The 20,006-nt window shown below is 45.1% G+C and carries 14 protein-coding genes; 8 read left to right on the top strand and 6 right to left on the bottom strand.

What is annotated here, in order from left to right:
- Positions 1-2 precede the first annotated feature (2 nt).
- A complete protein-coding gene (gene ppsA, locus EXT46_RS07465; protein ID WP_130146347.1) occupies positions 3-2,378 on the bottom strand; it encodes a phosphoenolpyruvate synthase in 2,376 nt (791 codons plus the stop codon).
- A gap of 144 nt (positions 2,379-2,522) precedes the next feature.
- Between ppsA and EXT46_RS07460 the strand changes: the two genes are divergently transcribed.
- The gene (locus EXT46_RS07460) at positions 2,523-3,332 is read left to right on the top strand and encodes a pyruvate, water dikinase regulatory protein (protein ID WP_022946891.1); all 810 of its coding nucleotides are present in this window, start codon (positions 2,523-2,525) and stop codon (positions 3,330-3,332) included.
- A gap of 28 nt (positions 3,333-3,360) precedes the next feature.
- On the opposite strand, the gene EXT46_RS07455 is transcribed toward EXT46_RS07460, so the two are convergent.
- Complete coding sequence (locus tag EXT46_RS07455) at positions 3,361-4,710, bottom strand: 3-deoxy-7-phosphoheptulonate synthase class II (protein WP_053909445.1); 1,350 nt, start codon at positions 4,708-4,710, stop codon at positions 3,361-3,363.
- 163 nt (positions 4,711-4,873) lie between these two features.
- The gene (locus tag EXT46_RS07450) at positions 4,874-5,338 is read right to left on the bottom strand and encodes a low molecular weight protein-tyrosine-phosphatase (protein WP_130146345.1); all 465 of its coding nucleotides are present in this window, start codon (positions 5,336-5,338) and stop codon (positions 4,874-4,876) included.
- Positions 5,339-5,546: 208 nt separating this feature from the next.
- On the opposite strand from EXT46_RS07450, the gene EXT46_RS07445 reads away from it, so the two are divergent.
- A complete protein-coding gene (locus EXT46_RS07445; protein WP_130146343.1) occupies positions 5,547-6,419 on the top strand; it encodes a DNA replication terminus site-binding protein in 873 nt (290 codons plus the stop codon).
- Between the two features lie 49 nt (positions 6,420-6,468).
- Here EXT46_RS07445 and EXT46_RS07440 read toward each other — a convergent pair whose 3' ends face one another.
- A complete protein-coding gene (locus EXT46_RS07440; protein ID WP_022946895.1) occupies positions 6,469-7,686 on the bottom strand; it encodes a replication protein A in 1,218 nt (405 codons plus the stop codon).
- Positions 7,687-8,469: 783 nt separating this feature from the next.
- On the opposite strand from EXT46_RS07440, the gene EXT46_RS07435 reads away from it, so the two are divergent.
- The 4 genes from EXT46_RS07435 (at position 8,470) to rmuC (ending at position 15,393) form a co-directional block, all read left to right on the top strand.
- Positions 8,470-9,708, top strand: a complete 1,239-nt coding sequence (locus EXT46_RS07435; protein WP_130146341.1) for an AAA family ATPase — start codon at positions 8,470-8,472, stop codon at positions 9,706-9,708.
- A 9-nt stretch (positions 9,709-9,717) separates the two neighbouring features.
- A complete protein-coding gene (locus tag EXT46_RS07430) occupies positions 9,718-10,683 on the top strand; it encodes a transcriptional regulator (RefSeq protein ID WP_130146339.1) in 966 nt (321 codons plus the stop codon).
- A gap of 142 nt (positions 10,684-10,825) precedes the next feature.
- Entirely contained in the window at positions 10,826-13,870 is a 3,045-nt protein-coding gene (locus EXT46_RS07425) for a DEAD/DEAH box helicase (RefSeq protein WP_130146337.1), read from the top strand.
- A 170-nt stretch (positions 13,871-14,040) separates the two neighbouring features.
- A complete protein-coding gene (rmuC, locus tag EXT46_RS07420) occupies positions 14,041-15,393 on the top strand; it encodes a DNA recombination protein RmuC (protein WP_026110913.1) in 1,353 nt (450 codons plus the stop codon).
- 9 nt (positions 15,394-15,402) lie between these two features.
- Here rmuC and EXT46_RS18875 read toward each other — a convergent pair whose 3' ends face one another.
- Entirely contained in the window at positions 15,403-15,549 is a 147-nt protein-coding gene (locus EXT46_RS18875) for a hypothetical protein (protein WP_165381081.1), read from the bottom strand.
- Between the two features lie 130 nt (positions 15,550-15,679).
- On the opposite strand from EXT46_RS18875, the gene EXT46_RS07415 reads away from it, so the two are divergent.
- Positions 15,680-17,377 carry a phosphate ABC transporter substrate-binding/OmpA family protein gene (locus EXT46_RS07415; protein WP_130146335.1) on the top strand — a complete coding sequence of 566 codons (1,698 nt, stop codon included), beginning with the start codon at positions 15,680-15,682 and terminating at the stop codon, positions 17,375-17,377.
- 50 nt (positions 17,378-17,427) lie between these two features.
- Positions 17,428-18,024 (top strand): hypothetical protein, encoded by a 597-nt coding sequence (locus EXT46_RS07410; RefSeq protein WP_130146333.1) that lies wholly within the window; start codon positions 17,428-17,430, stop codon positions 18,022-18,024.
- Positions 18,025-18,316: 292 nt separating this feature from the next.
- Here the strand turns inward: EXT46_RS07410 and EXT46_RS07405 are convergent, their stop codons facing one another.
- Positions 18,317-19,921 (bottom strand): isocitrate lyase, encoded by a 1,605-nt coding sequence (locus EXT46_RS07405; RefSeq protein WP_053909453.1) that lies wholly within the window; start codon positions 19,919-19,921, stop codon positions 18,317-18,319.
- Positions 19,922-20,006 lie beyond the last annotated feature (85 nt).

Raw genomic sequence — 20,006 nt, 5'->3', positions numbered from 1 at the left:
GATTAGCCTTTAAGCTTCTCTGCTAGGTATAGCCAGGTTTCTAGCACCGTATCCGGGTTTAACGATACAGAGTCGATACCCTCTTGCACTAGCCATGCGGCAAAGTCTTCATGATCGGAAGGGCCTTGACCGCAAATACCCACATATTTACCTTTTGCTTTGGCTGTTTTTATCGCCATAGAAAGTAGCTTTTTAACAGCAGGATCACGTTCATCGAACAAGTGCGCGATTAAACCTGAATCCCTATCAAGGCCGAGGCTGAGTTGGGTTAGGTCATTAGAACCAATTGAAAAACCATCAAAGTGCTCTAAGAATTCTTCAGCTAGCAACGCATTTGAAGGTAATTCACACATCATAATGACTTTGAGGCCGTTATCACCGCGTTTTAAACCGTGCTCCTCAAGTAATTCGATAACACGTTTGCCTTCGTCCACTGTGCGAACAAAAGGAATCATGATCTCAACATTGGTTAAACCCATGTCGTTACGAACACGCTTGATTGCTTCACACTCAAGAGCGAAGCAGTCGCGGAAATCTTCACTCACGTAACGTGAAGCGCCACGGAAACCAATCATTGGGTTTTCTTCGTCAGGCTCATATTGCTGACCGCCAACTAGGTTTGCATATTCGTTAGACTTAAAGTCAGACATACGAACGATGACGCGTTGGGGTGCAAAAGCACAACCTAAGGTAGCGATACCTTCTACTAGTTTGGCGATGTAAAACTCGCGAGGAGATTCATAACCAGCAATGATATCGTTAATTTCAGCCTGCAATTCGCTAGATTGAGCATCAAAATTCAACAGCGCTTTAGGGTGAACACCGATCATGCGGTTAATAATAAACTCTAAGCGTGCGAGACCGACGCCAGCGTGAGGTAAACGGGCAAAATCAAACGCACGGTCTGGATTACCCACGTTCATCATTATCTTCATTGGCAATTCAGGCATCTCGTCTACCCGAGATGTAAGAACATCATACTCTAGTTGACCTTGATAGATATAACCTGTATCGCCTTCAGCACATGATACCGTTACTTCTTGGTTTGCTGTAATCAGATCTGTGGCGTTACCACAGCCTACTACTGCCGGGATACCGAGTTCACGCGCTATGATGGCTGCGTGGCAAGTACGCCCACCTCGGTTGGTAACGATAGCCGCAGCCCGCTTCATGATAGGTTCCCAATCAGGGTCTGTCATATCGGTGACAAGAATATCGCCTTGCTGCACTTTGTCCATTTCATCAATTGAGTTGAGAACACGTACTACCCCGGCGCCAATTTTATGGCCAATTGCACGTCCTTCTGCGATCACCGGCGCTTGGCCTTTCAGTTGGAACCGCTCCATGACATTGGCATCTTCATTTGAGCGCACAGTTTCTGGACGAGCTTGAACGATGTATAGCTTACCGTCGTTGCCGTCTTTCGCCCATTCAATATCCATAGGACGACCGTAATGCTTCTCGATGATGACCGCCTGCTTGGCAAGTTCCATCACTTCTTCATCGGTGATTGAGAAGGTGTTGGATAACGCTGGGTCGATATCAACGATTTCTACCTGCTTGCCATGGCTTTCATCGCTTGAGTACACCATCTGGATAGCTTTTGAGCCGATATTTCGGCGCACGACCGCAGGCTTACCATTGGCTAAGGTTGGCTTATGGACATAAAACTCATCTGGATTCACCGCGCCTTGTACGACCATTTCGCCCAAGCCATAACTTGAAGTCACGAAAACCACATCTTCAAAGCCTGATTCAGTATCAATACTGAACATAACGCCGGACGCTGCTTTATCTGAGCGCACCATACGTTGAATACCGGCCGATAACGCCACACCTTTGTGGTCGTAGCCTTGGTGCACGCGGTATGAGATAGCACGGTCGTTAAATAAAGAGGCGAATACGTGTTTGATCGCGGTCATTACTGAATCGATGCCGCGCACGTTAAGGAAAGTTTCTTGCTGGCCCGCGAAGGAGGCGTCGGGCATGTCTTCTGCAGTGGCCGATGAGCGAACTGCGAATGATACGTCTTGAGCTGGGTCACCGTGTAATTGCGCGTAAGCGTCACGGATAGCTTGGTCCAAGGAGGCTTGGAAAGGGGTGTCGATAATCCACTGACGGATTTTGGCGCCAACTTTGGCTAATTCATTTACATCTTCAACGTCTAGTTTGTCTAGTGCGTCGTGGATGCGAGCATTCAATCCAGATTGCTCAAGAAACTCGTTAAATGCTGATGCGGTTGTTGCGAAACCGCCAGGCACTTGCACGCCCGCGTTCGCCAGGTTGGAAATCATCTCACCAAGTGAGGCGTTTTTGCCTCCAACCCTTGGCACATCTTGCATACCAAGCTCTTGATACCAGAGAACGTATTCTTGCACGGAACTTTCTCCAAAAAACAAATTGTAAGTTTGGCCGCAAACGCGACCTTTTAAATGAGGCGCTAACATTCTACACTGGCAACCACTGATGCGTAAACCGTGTACTGGCGGTTTATACCAAGATACTAATAAAAAAGGACTCTCATGCGTAGCGCGTTTTATATATCCGATGGCACCGCTATAACCGCTGAAACGTTCGGCCATGCCACGTTATCGCTATTTCCTGTAGAATTTAAACACATCACCATTCCGTTTGTTGAAACCGTCGAAAAAGCGCGGGAAGTGAAATCTCAGCTCGAGCAAGCGGCCAGTTTCAGCCATGAAAAACCTATTGTGTTTTTGACGTTTGTTAACCCAGAACTCAGTGAGATTATTCAATCGAGTAATGCCATTTGCTATGACTTTATTTCCACGTTCAGTGCGCAAATTCAGAGGGAGCTCAATGTTGAGCCGGTGCCCAAAGTGCATCGCACGCACAGTATTCACGAGCAATCTTATGACTATCGTATTGCCGCCGTTAATTATGCATTGGCAAATGATGACGGTGCGAACATAAAAGATTACGACCAGGCTGATGTGGTGCTTGTGGGCGTAAGCCGCAGTGGTAAGACACCAACAAGTCTCTATTTAGCGTTGCAGTACGGCATTAAGGCGGCGAATTACCCTTTCACTCCAGATGACTTAGAATCTGGGGAGTTGCCGCGATGTTTGCAGCCGTATAAGGACAAGCTGTTTGGATTAACCATTGAACCGCAACGCCTTGCGGCTATCCGTAATGAGCGCATGGCCAATTCCCGGTATGCATCATTGCGACAGTGTCGGATTGAAATCCGCGAAGTAGAAATGCTCTATAAGCGTTTTAAAATTCCCCACTTCAATTCTACTCATCATTCAGTGGAGGAAATCTCCGCTAAGATAATGGCGGAGTCTGGCCTACAACGTCGTAAATATTAAAAAAAGCGCCATGTTGGCGCTTTTCATTTTACTTGCGGGCATCCTTTAAAAGGTCTGCCACTAAGAAGCCAAGTTCGAGAACCTGGTCGGCATTAAGGCGAGGGTCGCATTGGGTGCGATAACGCTGAGCTAGGTCTGCATCTGACAACCCATATGCACCACCAGTACACTCGGTCACGTGTTGACCAGTCATTTCTAAATGAACACCGCCGGCATAAGACCCTTCTGCTTTGTGAACAGCGAAAAACTGGCTGATCTCGCGCAGAATATTGTCAAAGCTTCGAGTTTTATAACCGGAGCTAGCCTTTTCCGTATTGCCATGCATCGGGTCTGAGCTCCAGATGACCTTACGCCCTTCTTGCTGAACTTTACGTACCAAGGCTGGCAGTTTTTCTGGAAGCACATCAGCGCCCATGCGTGTGATAAGCGTTAACCTACCAGGAATATTTTCCGGGTTGACGGCGTCAATCAAGCGAATGAGCTCGTCTGGGTCCATGCCTGGGCCGACCTTCACGCCAATCGGGTTTTTAATGCCACGGAAAAACTCAATATGGGCATGATCTAACTGGCGTGTGCGCTCGCCAATCCATACGAAATGCGCCGAGCAATCATACCAGTCACCACTGAGGTGGTCGCGGCGGGTCAACGCTTGCTCATAGCCTAACAGCAGTGCTTCATGAGACGTGTACAAAGCTGTTTCTGTGAGTGATGGAGCATTGGTGGAGTTGATACCACAGACTTCCATAAACTCTAACGCATCCTGGATTCTGTCAGCCAGCTGTTGGTATTTATCCTTCAACGGGTTAGCAGCGACAAAGCTCATGTTCCAGCGGTTTACCTGGTGTAAATCAGCTAGACCACCTTGAGCGAAAGCTCGTAATAAGTTCAAGGTAGCGGCGCTGTGATGATATGCCTTCATTAGCCGCTGTGGGTCTGGTACTCGCGCTTGCTCGGTGAATTCGTAACTATTAATAATGTCGCCACGGTATGAAGGCAGCGATGTACCGTCTTTTGTTTCGATGTCTGCTGAGCGCGGTTTAGCGAACTGCCCCGCCATACGAGCAATCTTGACGACCGGACACTTGCCACCATAGGTTAGCACCACGGCCATTTGCAGCAGGGTTTTAAATGTGTCGCGGATATTGGCTGCGTTAAAATCGTTAAATGATTCGGCGCAGTCTCCGCCTTGTAACAAAAACGCACGGCCTTCGCATACATCTTCTAGCTGCTTGAACAAACTTCTCGTTTCTTCAGCAAACACTAATGGCGGAGCATTATTTAATTCGCTCTCAACTTTTCCCAGTTGGGCTTCATCTGGGTATGTGGGTTGTTGGACGATTGGTAAATCTCTCCAACTATTGGGACTCCAAGGTTTCACTTTTTATCTTTCCTCATTCCTATTGTTACCTCCCCTCGAAAGTACCGAATGGCGGGCGCTGACGCAAGGGGTAAAGGCGCTGTTCGTTAAATAAATTACAAGAATCAGAAAAATGGCATAATGAACACATCATACATAATGTGCTTATTAGTTTACCTCATCATCAACGGGTTTTTGAAATGTCTTCTAACAAATGGGTAATTGCGACCTCACATAGATGGAAAACCTGAGCAAATCCCTCATCTTCACCATAATATGGATCTGGAACATCCTCAAAAGGACAGTTCGGGTAATACCACAGCAGCTTTTCAATCTTAGCTGTAGCATCAGCTGGTCTTAGAGCAAGCGCATTTTCATAATTACTTTGATCCATCACCAGTATTAGGTCTTGCTCATAAAAGTCTGCCTTTTGCAGCTGTTGTGCCCTAAGAACGCTTAGGTCTACGCCCTTGGATAAGGCATATTCAGTTGCCCTTTTATCAGGGGGTGAACCCACATGGTAGCTTGCGGTCCCCGAGCTGGTTACGGTTACCTGATTTAGCTGTGAATCTCGAATTAATTTAATAGCAATACCGTGGGCGGTTGGCGAGCGACATATATTCCCTAAGCATACAAACATGATTTTCATTAGTTACTCCTTTAAATGTGATTCATTCATTTTATTTAGCCACAGTGGTTAATGTAATTCTATCAATGAACACATCATACTTTATAATCTTCCATTTATATCTTTACATCTGTGTCTGTTGATATACCAAATTTATCAAAGACCATTTGCTTTAACTGATCTATCAGGTATCCTCCATAGTATGATGTGTTCGTTATAGTTTTGACTAATGAGTTCAGTAAAAACACAGCTTAGAGCAATATTCGATTTAACTGGTGATTATTTACAAGCGCTTACCGAAACGATTAAAAAGCAGCCCATACACCATAGTCGATATTTTGAATTACCTGCACCGACTACGGATGACGAACGTCAAGCGTTGAGCTCTATTTCAGTAACCGCTCACGATGGCCAACAAGCATTGTTACGCATCTGCAATTCCTACACTGACTTTTATAAACAACAAGGTTTAAGTAGCAAAATGGCGCGCCGCCATCCAGGGTTAATTGTTTTAGCTAAACAAAGTGAGTCTGAGCTGGTTCCATATATAGACAAGATAAATGAGCTAAAAATGGAATTTAAAAAGTTAGTGCTTACTTACGATAACAATGATGCCCGCTTCGATGCGGTTCATAGCGCAGTACCAGGCCTACAAACGTTGTCGTTTTATCGACGTATACATTATGAAGGCAACTCCCCTTCTTCCGTGCGCTTTACTTGGATGAAAAAGCATTCCACCAAGTCTCTATCACGTAAGTTAGCACTTACTATGTTACAGCGTAGCAGTGCTTACTCAAATCCGAGGATGATAGACCAAACTCAGTGGCAACGTTTGGTGGAACAGGAGAAAGCAAAAGTGGCCAGTCTCAGTCATAACGAAAAGTTACGTATTCGTCGGCCTATCCGAGTGACACCTGAGGTAAATGTAAGATTCAGCGACGCACGTCGATATCATGTCAGCGGTGCGCTGCCTTTTATTGTCTTTGATGACAACCCGGACTTGAAACTAGGCGAATTAACTTCATACGCTTTAAAAGAGGATCCTAGAAAAAGAGAGTATGAGTACCTAGTTGAGCGTCTTTACTTGGCAAAGGGTGAGTAAACACTCACTCACCCTTATTTTTTTGAGGCATGTTGGTTAGCGCCTGAATTTACTTTTCGACAATTTCCTCTAAGCGTTCTTCATCAATAACTTCGGCATTTTCAACAATTCGTTTTCCACCCTGGATTTCAATGCGCTTATGTTGTTTATTCAGAGTCAGTATTTCTTCACAGAACTCATCTGAAGGATGCATTTCATACACGTAGTCAATTATCTTGCCGGTGTTGTCATCTTTAACATTGGAAATGCTGTAATCTGATATTGCCCCCTTATCGATGAGATCTTTCATAGTTGTCGTCATATCTCTGCGCAGGGCTTTGAGTTTATTGTCGGTAATTTCATCGTCGGCATAAATCGAGCCGTACTTCTCCATAATTGAGATTAAGCGAAAGTGATAAGTTTTTCCTGGCGCAGCGTAACGCCACAAGTGATACAAACGCAACATCATCCATCGAGACAGACCGCGCTTTAATTCTTGAGCTCGGTTAAAGTAGTAACCCTTATACTCCAAGTTATCAATCATGTTATGCACGAATGCATTCAAACATGCCACGCACTTAACATTACCGCCCTGCCCTTTCTTACCGCTGAAATGCAGCGAAGAAAGAAAATTCATATTGGACTCGTAAAAAGAATCATCAATATGAGAGTTGCGAGTGTCGGTTGCCGAATACTTAAAAGACAACTTCGAACCTTGTAACGCTTCAAGTGATTCTTTGATTTGTGGATATGGCATTGACTGACCAACAGCTTTTAACTCTTGAGCCAATTCATTCATGGAAAAGATCACCGCATATTGAATGCCAGACTTGAAGTTAATCTTTACTATTTTACCTTTCGACGCCAATCTTATTAATGCGCGTTCAACTTTTTCTTCTCTGTCAGAAGGCCACACTAAACATTCTACTTCTTCACCATCTTGTCGGGTGCTAACAACAGCTGGGGTAATTTTTATTTCCCCTTCATAAAGGATGCCGTCTAGTTTTTCAGATATTCTCCGGGTAATAATGGTTTTCTTGGGAGCTTCTTCTAGAGGAAGCTTCTTATGGCCTGAACGAACAAAGCGTCCCCATAAGTCGTAATGGTTAAATGTATTAGAATATGCTCTTAATCCGTGAGCCGCAGAACTTTCAATAGAAATGCGAACATCTTTGTTGTCCGTAAAAAGGGCTAAATTTTCATTATCGGTTGCGCTCTCGACGCCATTAATTTGGCCTCTTAATGAATCAGGCAAGTTTTCAACCGAGATATTGACCTTCCGGCTCATTGTTATTTTCCGTTTATTCGGTGCTATCAGCAATATCAACACATAATGCTGCAAAAGTTAATCATCTATGTTAGTAAAAAACTGATCCAACTTGAAGTTAGTTACCTGAGATCAGTTTTTTACTAACAGCCTCTTTCTGTAGGCATACTTTCTCTGTTTCAGATCACAATTTTACTAGCTCAGCGCTGTTAGATCGAATTTTTACTAACTAAATTTAGGTTTTCGCTCTTGGACCGCCGTTTATGGTACAAAAAAACAGCAAAAATCGCTTCTTCATCAACGCACTGTGTATAACTAAGTTTTCGCTTAGTATGGATCTGATCTGTAGCAAGTAAAGATCCGATCTTTTAGGACTGACAAGGCTTAGAACCACTGTTCATTGTGCATAAGCTCCGTATTAGAGATAGTAAAATAATGATCTCACGGGCGCTTTTTGTGGATAACCTACTTAATATTATGTGCATAACTAGGCAGGTTAAATTTAAGTCAGTAAAAACATGATCTCGCAGCTAGTAAGAATCAGATCTTTACCAGGTAAAATTACGATCTAACAATTTTAAATTTATTATTAGATAACAGTAAGTTACCTATCTATTTTGCAACCTTAACCTATTACTACCTATATATTTAAACCTATTTACCCTACTTATTACCTTAAGGGATTTATTCATAAAAAATTTCTTTGATTTAATTTCAATCAAAAAATAGAATGTCGTCTAAAATATATGTTTACAGGTAAAGTAGTGGACATTATACTAAAGCCTCAAATTTAGGGAAGCTAGTATGACAATCAAACAAAGTGCGCTAAAAACATATCAGTTATTGAAAGCCACCGCTGATGTAGCTGAAAAGTCATTAGAAGGGCGAATACAACATTATCGCGCCCACCTTAAGTCAGAAGAAAAAGAGCTGCGAACATACACCCAAAAAGCGGCCGCTGATTTGTTAGGCTGTAATAACCGAACCTTAAAGCGACGTCATGATCAGGGCGATTTTGATCATATTGAAATACGTCGAGGTGCAAATGGTCACTATGCTTATACGTTGTCAAACATCTACGCCATGGCCGAAGTCATGGGCATTGATGCCGACCACCGTGATAAAGATGATAAACTGCAAGTCATTGTTATCAACTCCTTAAAAGGAGGATGTGGCAAAACCACAAGCATGGTGAATATAGCTGCTGCATTGGCCACCACCAATATTAAACGATATCGAATAGGTATCATCGATCTTGACCCTCAGGGCTCCTCTTCTAGCTTCTTTCCCCCTAGTGAGCCAGATCCCATTACCGTTGGCGATCTTATGCGTGATTGTATCGATTTAGAAGAAAATGAAACCTGGGAGCAAATCGTCAGCGATGCGTTTCTACCAACGCACATCCCTAATATTCGTGTCCTACCATCAGGTATGGATGACTTCTATTTTGAGCATGAAATAGCCACTATTTTGCGCGAAAGTGCCAACTACGACCAAACGCGGCATTACCATAAATTGCTTGAAAAGGTTATTGAGCCGGTAAAAGAGCAGTTTGATATCATCCTAATTGATACCGCTCCATCACTTAACTTTATGTTTTACAACGCGTTAATGGCCTCAACCTCCATGCTTATCCCGGTTCATCCTGAGGCTGTAGACTTTGACGCAAATAATAAGTATCTCAAGCGCTTAGGTGAGATTTATCACACTGTCGCGGCGCTCGGTCACGATGGCTGGGATTTCATGCAGTTTTTGGTGACCAATTACGTCAAGGGAAACCATTCGCAGCGAGATATTGTTAAGGATGTCCGCTCGGCCTTTGGTCGTCAGGTGATGAGCTACCCCATTAACCACAGCAGTGCCATTACTGCTAGTTCATCATCGTTCAATACCATATTTGATCAGAAAACATCAGATAGCTTGGCAAGTAGAGAATCGCTAGTAAAAGCGCAGGAAAACATTAAAGATGTGGTCGATGAATTAGAGATGTTAATACGCTCTAATTGGCCGTCCACTCAGTCTCAGTTAGAGGCGACTAAGTAAGGCACTGTCATGGCAAAAAAACGTAAAAATGATACTCGAATAGATCCGTTCGCAACAGCGGTAGAAAATAGCAGCCTTGATCAACTTTTAGAACAAGCACAAGCCGGTGATGTTATTAGCATGCCAGCACCGAGCGATCCGCAGCGTACAATTCGCTTAACGTGTGAGGTGATCCCCCACGCTGAAATAGAGCAGCGTACCAAAGTTTATGGTAAAAACCGCCGAGTTCAGGCCCTGCTGACAGAGAAGTCTGTGGCTGACATTTTACCCGCAATTGCAGAGGATGGACGCAACCAGCACCCGGCTTTGGCTTGGGAGCATGATGACGGTTTATTTGTGCTGGCGGGTTCTCGCCGCCGTAAAGCCTGTATTCTCGCAAAAGCTGACTATTTGGTATTAAGCTCTGCAGATTTCAACGATGAGGACGCCAAAATACTCGCGGTTTCTTCAGATCAGTATATTGCGCCAAGTTTGTGGGAGTTGGGGCAAGCATATGTATACACCCGTGATGAGTTACAGCAGCAAGGTAAAAAAGGTTCTTATCGCGAAATAGCGGCCCTCGAGGGAGTGTCACACACCGCTATCGCTGATGCCATAAAAGCGTATGAGTGTCTTCCTCACGATGTTTTGGCGCTCTACCCTACTGCCAACTACGTCGGTCGCGAAGTCGCTAAGAAACTGATTCAAGCCAAAGAGAAAGACGCAGAAAGCTTTAATGAGCGTGTTAAACAATGCAGAGGCCATTTTAGCGACCAGCATTTTGACAGTGACGATAAGGCGGCATTAGCCGTTACTAAGTATTTGTGCGATGTTGAGCAGGCTGGAAAACGTACGCAAGATATTGATTTAGGAAATGACTTTGTGCGTGTACAAAAGCATACTAAAAGTGGTGATGTAACCATAAAAATCGATAATAAAGTGCTAACAGATAAACGCTTTGCACAGTTGGCGAAAATGCTAGAGAGCTTTAATTAGCCCTCATTCTTTATAAGTAAGCTCCAATCGGGGCTTACTTTTTTAAACCTTTGTACCTATTTTGTTTATTCCTCGCTAGTTCATACTTTTTCCTTCCCTTTAAAGGCGATATACTGGCATATTTGAGTTCCAGAGTAGGTCCATGGCGTCGTCGTTAACCAAAGAGGATTTATTAGCTGTTTTTGCTGAAGTGAATGAGCAACAGCAGTTTACATTTCCACTTTCCGAATTGGCATTAAAACGATTATTCACTAAAGGTGTGTATAGTCGTGCTCAGCAAATGTTGCGAGATGAGCAAGTATTGTGGGTAAAGGCAAATGATGACTACACGCAAATCGATGCCCAAGTGATGGACGACGATGGAACCACCTACGATCAGCAGATTCGTCTCAATGTCACAGCCCAAGTCGCTGATGTTGAAGCGCACTGCAGTTGTGATGCTAAAGTTCGTTGTAAGCACGTGGCCTCGGCGTTACTGCAGTTGAAGTTACAAAGCCAAGGTGATTATGCTCATCAATACCGTATCGAAGATTGGTTTAATGAGATAAAAAGTGATGGCTCTGCGTCTGATATGCAAAATCACGGAATTGCCTTTGAACTACATCCTCATCATCAGCAACTAACTTTGACCGCTAAAGTCGCGGCACTAAATGAAGATAATGAATACACCCAAGGGCGAGCGTTAACCGAACAACAAAGCCACGCCCAAGTGACGCCTAAAGGGGTATGTGAGCAAGACTTTCGGCTGTTTTCTTGGATCCGCTCACAAAACCAGCCTGGCAAGTTAACCCTTCACTCCCAGTGGGGTGAAAGAGCACTTTTGCAGCTACTGAGTAACGCTCAGCTGTTTTTTGAAAAGGAGCGTCAGCCGTTACAACTGGGTAAGCCTATAGCGCTTAGTTATCAATGGCAGGTTAAGAATGATATTGCTCAGCTGCGCGCAAATTATCCTAATTTCAACGCCGAGCGGGTATTACCGACCTCCCCACCTTATTACGTTAATACTGCGGAACACCAGGTTCATGCTTTGCAAACTCACCTTAGTGCAGAGCAAATACAGGCGTTAGCACGCTTTCCACAGGCCGAAGCCCGTGAAGTGGACGAGCTGGCTAAACGACTAATGAAAACGCTTCACCTGAGAACTTTGGTGAATCAAAAAAAAAAGTTAACACCTTACTTTAATCTGCAATTTTTAACTGCCCAGGTGCCCTATAAAGTCCGCCTAGTGGCAAAGGAGAAAACGCCAGCGGTAACCGTACTGCAAAATTTAGGATTGCAACCATGTAAAGCCCCTTTACAAGATGAGTATATATTTATTCCGCGTTCGCGCTTACATCAACAGCAGTGGCTGTTTGAATTGAATACCCAAGTGCAGGCGCTAGGCGGTACGGTGACAGGCCTTCCCAAAGCTGATGTGAAGAACACCACCTCAGCGCGCATTATCGCCCAGGTAAATGCGTTGCACGGCCATCGCTTAGAAGTGCAGTTTGTTATTAACCATCGCGCTAAGGACTATCCATTGACCTTAGCGCAAATGCAGTCGGTGCCAGCCTATACCACCCAGCATTACTTTATTGCAGTAGAGGAACGTTACTTTACTATTACTGCTGCCACTGCTGAATGTATAAGGCAGTATCTTGCCCGCTTTGCTCGTGGCAAACATCAGCCGCACTGTACGCTTCCTCGCAGTCTTTATCAGCAACTACAACAAGAACAATCATTTGAGCTACGAGTGGATACTCAGTTGCAAAAGTTGCTCGCTCCGGCCACCTTGAAGTCGCTGAAAAAGCCGCAGTTACATCACAGTGTTACTTTGCGAGAGTACCAACACTCAGGCGTTAATTGGCTGCAATTGCTCGCTGCACAAGGTTTAGGTGGGGTATTAGCGGATGATATGGGGCTAGGTAAAACATTGCAGGTTATCGCCTTCCTGAGCACCATAGAAAATACCCAAAAGCCCCACTTAGTCTTGTGCCCAACGAGCTTAGTCGCGAATTGGTACAACGAAATTCAACGCTTCTGTCCGCATATGGAAGTCGATGTGGTTATCGGTCACAACCGTACCGCACAATTACAGCAGCTAAATTGTAAGAATGTTATTGTCACAACCTATACGCTATTTAAACGTGACTTTGCGTTTTATCACGGTGTGCAATTTAACACCGTGGTGTTAGACGAAGCGCAGGCGATAAAAAACGCGCAGTCACAGTTAAGCATCAAGGCCAAGCAGTTACAGGCCCAAACACGAATCGCACTCAGCGGCACACCCTTTGAAAACAATTTGCAAGAGCTCAAATCGGTATTTGACTTCGCTTTGCCCGGATTGTTAGGCAGCGACGCTCAGTTCAAAAGTAACTTTCTCGAAGCCACTGATGGGCTAGTAGCGCTGCAAGAGGCTATAAGACCTTATTTGCTGCGCCGAGCGAAAGCAGATGTACTCTGCGAACTACCTAGCAAAACTGAGCTGGTAAAACAGCTCGATATGTTACCCGCACAAGCTCAGGTTTATCACAATTATCACCGCGCTTTACACGATAAACTCGCCCATTTAGTGGCGCACCAGGGGGTGGGGAAAAGTAAGTTACAGTTCCTTGATGCACTTTTGAAACTTCGTCAAATTTGTTGCCATCCGCAGTTAGTTGATGACGCGCACGAAGCCAGCAGTGCGAAGCTACAGTGGTTAGCCACGCATTTACCGCATATGCTCGCTCAGGATCATCATGTCATTATCTTTAGTCAATTTACCTCAATGTTGCGTTTAATTGCCAAGCAGTTGACCGACTTAGATGTTGATTACGCGATGCTCACCGGTCAAACTCGTGACCGCCAGCACCAGGTGGACGAGTTTCAACAAGGGCATAAACGCGTGTTTTTAGTCAGCCTTAAAGCCGGCGGCAGTGGCTTAAATTTAACCCGCGCCGATACAGTGATCCATTTCGACCCTTGGTGGAACCCTGCTGTAGAGCATCAAGCAACGGACCGCGCTTATCGCATGGGCCAAGATCGCTCCGTCTTTGTGTATAAGTTAATTATCGCCGATTCCGTGGAACAGCAAGTGATGTCTTTGGCAGATAAAAAGCGTCACTTGGTTGATGAGTTCTTAAATACGAGTTTGTTGGTAGATAAAAAAATTGATGATAATCAACTACTTGAGATGCTTAACTTACAAAATGAAGAAAAAGCATAATTTCTTTTGAACTTTTGGCTATCGTCAGACTCTATTATTATGCTTGTTAGACAAGCACCCTATGTTGATTTCCCTGATTATTATGAATTGGCCAGCTTTGATTTAGCTGGCTTTTTTTTGTCTGGGATTTGCTATTATCAAGCCAACAGCATTATTTTTGCGAGAAAGGTATGTTCGCGTCACTTTCCACAACAGCTCTACTGAGCCTAGGTTCCCTCGCCTTTGTTATTCCTCTTTGCTTGTTCCTAGGGGTCAGGGTATCACACTATAAAAAGCGCAATGAGCACACACAGCAACAGCTTTTAGCGCAACAGCAATATCATCAGCAGCAGCTTGGCGAACGAGATAATCGTTTAGAGCGAGAGCGTCAGGAGGCGCAGCAACTGCAGCAAAAGTTAACCCTTGTTCATGGCCGTTATGAGTCATTGAAAGCGACGCTAGAGCAAAAAGAAGCGCACTTTGAGCAGCAACTTCAGTTAGTCAAGGATTCTAAAGACCAATTAAAGCAAGAATTTAGCGCGCTCGCGCAACAAGTCTTTGAGGATAAATCACAGCAGTTTAAAAGCCTTAATCAGCAGAGTATGGAGCAGATATTAAAACCAGTACAAGGCGAGTTAAAAGGTTTCAGAGATAAAATGGAGCATATCCACTCGCAAGAGCTGCAACAACGAGCAGCACTTAAAGCCGAGTTAGTACATCTACAAAAACTCAATCAATCTATTACCGAACAAGCTGAGCGTCTCTCTACGGCCTTACAAGGGCAAAAGAAAACCCAGGGTAACTGGGGTGAGTTAATGTTAGAAAACGTTTTAGACAGCGCTGGACTGCGCCTCAATGAGGATTATCGGCGCGAAGCGAGCTTTGATACTCCAGAAGGTCGCTTCCGTCCCGACGTGGTGGTCTATTTGCCACAACAACGCCATATTATCGTCGATGCCAAAACGTCTCTAAATGCGTATACCCGATACGTTAACGCTCATAGCGATATTGAAGCTCACCAAGCCTTGGCTGAGCATGTGCAAGCGATGAACGAGCGTATCAACGAGCTTGCAAGTAAAGATTATCATCGTTTGGAGCAACTGAACTCCCCGGAAGTGGTGATTATGTTTGTGCCCATCGAAAGTGCCTATGTTGAAGCTCTGAAGTATCAGCCTGATTTGTATCAACGCGCCATTGAACGCAACATCTTGGTTGCGACACCGACAACCTTACTTACCAGCTTGAATATTGTTAAACAGCTTTGGCGTTTTGAAGATCAATCCAAGCATACGCAAGAACTGGCCAAACGTGCAGAGCGGTTTTACGCGAAACTCAACAGCTTTTTGGTATCAATGGACGGTGTAGGTAAACAGCTCGACAAAGCCAAAGAAACATATGATAAAGCCTTTTCTCAACTCTATAGCGGAAAGGGGAATCTTATAAAACAAGCCAATGAATTCAAAGAGTTAGGCGTTGCTGTTCAAAAAGAGCTACCTGCTGAGCTACGTGAAAAGGCGGAGCTTGAGCTACAACAAGCTCAATAAAGACAGGAGTCAGTGTGGCGCTTTTCTGATTTGTGTAATTCCTAAAGCGATAAAGGCTGCAGATACTGCAAACAAAGAGAGAATATTGCCAATCAATGCGGCGCCAGCAAAAGCGATTGCGCTGGCGATAAATAAGTATCCAGATATCTTCATCATAACACGTCCCTATATGGCTGAAGTAAGTGATAACGGTGATACACAGCGTTCGTAAACCCCCTTTACAATTCATGAAACTGTCATCTTAGAACCCTAAGCTATGCGAAAAAAATAATGACTTAGGGTTTTTATGACATCGCATCATTCTCAGGGCTTTATCGAACGCCTACAGCAATTACAAAGCTTAGCGCAAAATAAGTATGGGATCGAAATAGCTTCGGAAAAATTTATCGCTGATGAGAGTTATCGGAAGCTGGTACTCAATGAATTAAGCCTATTGGGAGATAGTGAGTTAAGTGCCGTCATAGCCGCTATGCAAGATATGCAACAGCAGCAAGGGGCATCACCCAGTACTGGCGCAAGCGAACAAGTCAGCAAAGATAAAGCCACCACGCCGCTGTCACTTATTTTTGCTGGGGTAGCTGTCGTTCTTGCGCTCGTCGCCACAGGGTATACTTTTTACGTCAACCAAGAGCCTGACATCGCCATGGCCTCGAAGCCAGCGGCACCAACACAAGTCAACACAGCTCAACAGCCTACCCGCAATGGCAGGGTTCAAGAGAAAGAGCAACAGCCAGCGCAACTAGCATTTCGTATTCACGGTTCCAACACCATTGGTGAAAAGCTTGCTCCAGCCTTACTCGAGGGCTACCTTAAGGAGCTCGGGGCAAAGCAGTTTAATTGGCGTCAAGGCGAAGTCAGCGTCGAAAGAGAGCTGCACTATCAGCTCGATAGCAAGCCATATTACATCGAGTTGCATGCGCATGGCTCAAGCACTGGTTTCGCAGACATTGAAGCCGGCAAAGCAGATTTAGCAATGGCTTCACGCAAAGTTAAAAGCAAAGAAGTCGATAAGCTTAAAGCGCGTTTTGGTGATTTCAGCCAAATAGGCAATGAGCACATTATTGGCCTTGATGGATTAGCCGTTATCGTTAACCAAAATAACCCTGTCAGCCACCTATCAACGCAGCAATTAGCTGCGGTTTTCTCCGGTAAAATAAGCAACTGGCGTGAGCTTGGAGGCCCTTCTGAGGCAATTAATCTATATGCTCGAGACGCCAAGTCTGGCACCTGGGATACCTTTAAAAACTTAGTACTTAAAAAGCATCAGGCGCAGTTAAGTCCGCTTGCCCAGCGTTTTGAGTCAAGCTCAGTGTTATCTCAAAAGGTTTCACAAGATGAGTACGGCATCGGCTTTATAGGGCTGAACTACATCCTTCACAATAAAGCAATTGCGGTCTCAGAGGGAGCTCAAACAGCGCCCATCTACCCTACTCGCTTTACTATCGGTACTGAAGATTACGCGCTAGCACGTCGACTTTACGTGTATACACCGACCACGGCATCGATGTTTATCAAGAACTTTGCTCAGTATGCCATTTCTTATGCTGGGCAAGAGATAGTCTCCGATACGGGTCTTATTTCGCAGAATATTCATGTTGAGCAAGTGCAGCCAATGACTGAAGCGCCCACGGTATATAAGCAGTATGCTAAACAAGGTCAGCGATTATCACTGACGTTTCGTTTTGAGCATGGAAGCGGTCAGTTGGATAACAAAGGTAAGCGCGACCTCCAACGTTTGCTCGATTACCTTGAAAGTCATGCCCAAAAGCGCGTAATACTAATGGGGTTCTCTGATAACTCCGGGGATGCAGGGCGCAATAAAACATTATCTTTGCAGCGTGCTCGTTCTGTAGAGCAGGAGCTCACCGCTCGCGGTGTGGCGGTCTTTGACACCCAAGGGTTTGGTGAGGTTTTGCCTGTTGCCAACAACCAAAGCAAAGAAGGTCGAGAACGTAATCGTCGCGTTGAGGTGTGGGTGTTGTAATTATTCTGTCATCGATAGCTGCTACTTTAGTTGCTGATTTAGGAGGGGATATGTTTGCCATATTAACGGATCACTATAATCTTACCGGAGCCTTTGCCCGCTTAAGTATGGTTGAAGCCATGCGTGTACAACGCAATTTAGATCAGGTTTTTACCGACTTAAAGCTACCTTCCGATGCGCTTCTTAACCGTATGCGCGAAGAAGGGTTACTCAAAGACGCGATAGCGAGTGTTAAAAAACCGCATACCGATGCGAGTGAATCCGTGATTCAGAGTCACCTCGGACAACTCTTTTTAGACTATCACAAACTCAAAGCCACCTTAGCCAAGCTGAGCTTGGCTGAGCAGGTTGCTTGCAAAGAGACATTTACGATTGCTGCTAAAGCTTTAAATCTGCCCTCTGCAGATTTAGCTGCGATGATGGCGCAAGAAGGTGTGTCGGTAGAAGCTATGGTGCCTAAAGACCCTCAACAAGAGCGTATTAACGCTGTCCGTGAGCGATTAAATCAAGCTGCGTCACAGCAACAGAGTGATGCTCAGCGCGTGCGTGATCGTTTGAACTCATTGGTTGAGGAGCAAAAAGACCCAAAGGATGAAGTCGTAGATGAAGGGGCTCAAGTCGTTCCACTGCGTCGCCAACAAGCATAAGAACAGGCAAGTTAACTCAGTTTTGCACCGCCTTTTAGGCGGTTTTTTTACACCTCGAGTTAGTAAAAAAGTGATTTGTCCCTGTCGTTTAGTTAGTAAAAATGTGGTCTGTGATAAAAATAAAGCTCAATACAGTTGGTAAAAAAGTGGTTTATACCGCTGTAAAGGCCCAGTAACCTCTTTAATAAAGCTCCCCTTGGGGAGATGAGCACCGCCTTGTTTGCACTGAGTAAAATGCTGATCCAAAAAAAGGGCCGATAACGGCCCTTTCACTGGCAACACACCTTTTGGTTTAGAACTGGTTCATGGTATTGGCTTCGCCGCCTGCTTTGAGTGCGTTTTCGCCGCAGAAGTATTCCTTGTGGGTATCACCAATATTTGAACCCGCTAGGTCTTGGTGCTTCACTGAGGCTTGCTCTCGACGGATCTCCTGACGTTGCACATCGCGCACGTAGGCAAGCATACCTAAGTCGCCAAAATACCCTTCAGCAAGAATATCGGTGCTGAGCGCTGCTGTGTGGTAGGTGGGTAAAGTGATCAAATGATGGAAAATACCCGCCTCACGTGCCCCGTCACGCTGGAAGTTTTGCACATAATGATCCGCTTCTTTGGCTAGTTCTGAGCCATCGAGGCTCGCATCCATAAGCACTTTAGGATCTTGGCTTGGGTCTGGATAAGCACTTAGATCGCGGCCATCTTGTTGCCATTGGCTATACACCTGCTCACGGAACTTCAACGTCCAGTTAAATGAAGGCGAATTGTTATACACCAATTTGGCGTTAGGAACCTGCTCGCGAACACGGTTTACCAGCTCCGCAATTTGCTCTACATTCGGCTTCTCGGTTTCAATCCATAGCAAATCGGCACCATGTTGTAAGCTTGTAACACAGTCTAGTACTACGCGGTCTTTTTCCGTACCGGCGCGGAACTGATATAAGCCGTTGTCTAAGCGCACCGGTTTACATAGCTGACCGTTGAGCTTAATGGCTGTTTCACCTTCTAATAGATCATCCCCCCCAGAGATAGGTTGAGTATCTAAGAAGCTCAAGTATTGGCTAGCAAGATCTCCGGCTTCCTTGCTTACTGGAATTTTCTGGGTCAAGCTCGCACCTAATGAGTCGGTGCGCGCAACGATGATGCCATCATCAACACCCAGCTCTAAAAAGGCATATCGAACCGCATTGATTTTGGCCAAAAAGTCCTCGTGGGGCACCGTTACTTTACCGGCCTGGTGGCCGCACTGTTTAGCATCGGATACCTGATTTTCAATTTGAATTGCACAGGCACCGGCCTCTATCATTTTTTTCGCTAATAGATAGGTGGCTTCCTCGTTACCAAAGCCGGCATCAATATCGGCAATGATGGGCACCACATGGGTCTCAAAGTTGTCGATTTGTGCGGTAATAGCTGCAACATCGCCACCTTGGGCCTTGGCCTCGTCCAGTGCCTTGTATAGATGATCAAGTTCACGGGCGTCGGCCTGTTTTAAGAAGGTATAGATCTCTTCAATAAGCATAGGCACCGCTGTTTTTTCGTGCATACTTTGATCCGGTAATGGACCAAACTCAGAGCGCAGTGCTGCCACCATCCAGCCACTAAGATAGACGTAGCTGCGCTTAGTGGTTTTTTGATGACGTTTAATGGCCATCATCATCTGTTGCGCGGTAAAGCCATGCCAACAACCTAAGGATTGGGTGTACTGGCTTGAATCCCCGTCGTAAGCGGCCATGTCCTCGCGCATCACTTTAGCGGTGTATTTGGCAATATCGAGACCGGTTTTGAAACGGTTTTGAAGCTGCATACGGGCTGCATATTCCGAATTAATCCCTTGCCACTGCGGTAGGTTGCTCTGACGAAGGCTGCTTAACGTGTCGATGTGTGCGTTGTAGTTTGTCATTATAGGTATCCTTTGAACGGGTAACTGTTTAATTGCCCCAAAGCCAATGTGAGAGTGCTCGGTGCGTTGTATTTTTACCCTAGGA

This window comes from Pseudoalteromonas sp. CO325X, assembly GCF_004208955.1.
Lineage (GTDB): Bacteria > Pseudomonadota > Gammaproteobacteria > Enterobacterales > Alteromonadaceae > Pseudoalteromonas > Pseudoalteromonas ruthenica.
Note: the sequence above shows the minus strand (reverse complement) of the source record. Positions and strands in the feature narration are given on the sequence as shown.

What these genes read in the sequence shown, in the direction of transcription:
- EXT46_RS07460 (WP_022946891.1), top strand. Translation starts at nt 2,523, where the DNA reads ATGCGTAGCGCGTTTTATATATCCGATGGCACCGCTATAACCGCTGAA.
- EXT46_RS07450 (WP_130146345.1), bottom strand. Translation starts at nt 5,338, where the DNA reads ATGAAAATCATGTTTGTATGCTTAGGGAATATATGTCGCTCGCCAACC.
- EXT46_RS07445 (WP_130146343.1), top strand. Translation starts at nt 5,547, where the DNA reads ATGAGTTCAGTAAAAACACAGCTTAGAGCAATATTCGATTTAACTGGT.
- EXT46_RS07440 (WP_022946895.1), bottom strand. Translation starts at nt 7,686, where the DNA reads ATGAGCCGGAAGGTCAATATCTCGGTTGAAAACTTGCCTGATTCATTA.
- EXT46_RS07435 (WP_130146341.1), top strand. Translation starts at nt 8,470, where the DNA reads ATGACAATCAAACAAAGTGCGCTAAAAACATATCAGTTATTGAAAGCC.
- EXT46_RS07430 (WP_130146339.1), top strand. Translation starts at nt 9,718, where the DNA reads ATGGCAAAAAAACGTAAAAATGATACTCGAATAGATCCGTTCGCAACA.
- EXT46_RS07425 (WP_130146337.1), top strand. Translation starts at nt 10,826, where the DNA reads ATGGCGTCGTCGTTAACCAAAGAGGATTTATTAGCTGTTTTTGCTGAA.
- rmuC (WP_026110913.1), top strand. Translation starts at nt 14,041, where the DNA reads ATGTTCGCGTCACTTTCCACAACAGCTCTACTGAGCCTAGGTTCCCTC.
- EXT46_RS18875 (WP_165381081.1), bottom strand. Translation starts at nt 15,549, where the DNA reads ATGATGAAGATATCTGGATACTTATTTATCGCCAGCGCAATCGCTTTT.
- EXT46_RS07415 (WP_130146335.1), top strand. Translation starts at nt 15,680, where the DNA reads ATGACATCGCATCATTCTCAGGGCTTTATCGAACGCCTACAGCAATTA.
- EXT46_RS07410 (WP_130146333.1), top strand. Translation starts at nt 17,428, where the DNA reads ATGTTTGCCATATTAACGGATCACTATAATCTTACCGGAGCCTTTGCC.
- EXT46_RS07405 (WP_053909453.1), bottom strand. Translation starts at nt 19,921, where the DNA reads ATGACAAACTACAACGCACACATCGACACGTTAAGCAGCCTTCGTCAG.